General features: G+C 53.6%; 2 protein-coding genes. One reads left to right on the top strand and one right to left on the bottom strand.

Going from position 1 to position 769, the window contains the following annotated elements:
* The coding region (locus ACFO24_RS13290; RefSeq protein WP_377738778.1) for an RNA-guided endonuclease InsQ/TnpB family protein at window positions 1-581 on the bottom strand (581 nt) is incomplete at its 3' end.
* 21 nt (window positions 582-602) lie between these two features.
* Here ACFO24_RS13290 and ACFO24_RS13285 point away from each other — a divergent pair.
* A partial coding sequence (locus tag ACFO24_RS13285; protein ID WP_377738779.1) for a transposase occupies window positions 603-769 on the top strand: 167 nt, incomplete at its 3' end.

The following is a 769-nucleotide window of genomic DNA, read 5'->3' as shown; positions in this document are numbered from 1 at the left end:
AAAGTGGCAAAACGGGCAATGCCCACGTCAATACCAATGGCCGTGGTGGCCGCAGGAGTTGACTGGGGCACCTCACGCTCAGTCTGGATGCTGGCGTACCACTTGCCGTTCGTTTGGCTGATGGTGATGTTTTTGGCTTGGCCCACAACGTCCCGGCTGTTGCGATACCGAATCCAGCCTAGCTTTGGCAACTTGATCCGGCTGTTGGCTTGGTCGATTTCAAACTGTTTTGCGTCGGGGTAACGGAAACTTTCGCCGCTGCCCTTGCGTTTGAAGCGGGGAAAGTCAGCACGTTTGGCAAAGAAGTTTTTGTAGGCCCGCTCCAAATCTTTCAGTGCGTGCTGCAACGGATGGCAAGGCGCCTGTTTGAGCCACGGGGTATCTGGCCCCTTGCGCCAATCGGTCAGCGACTTAGCCAAAGCCACATAGCCAATGAACTTGCCGCCGGCTTCGTAATTGGTTTTTTGCAACGCCAGCGCCTTGTTATAGACGAACCGGCACGCCCCGGAGAAACGGCGCATATCGCGCTGCTGAGCGCCGTCAGGCATGAGTTCAAATTTGAAGGCTTGCAGGCGTTGCATGGCTTAATTATACTTTGGCCTATGAGAAATAACAACGAGATTCGGCACGGTAGACACTGTGTTTTCTTGATGCATGTGCATTTGGTCTTCGTGACCAAATACCGCCGTGGCGTGTTCACAAAAGAGGTGATTGACGACTTGCGCGAGGTCTTCAAAAGCGTTTGCACAGACTTTGAAGCGGAACTGGT

This window comes from Comamonas denitrificans, from assembly GCF_042654745.1.
Lineage (GTDB): Bacteria > Pseudomonadota > Gammaproteobacteria > Burkholderiales > Burkholderiaceae_C > Comamonas > Comamonas denitrificans.
Note: the sequence above shows the minus strand (reverse complement) of the source record. Positions and strands in the feature narration are given on the sequence as shown.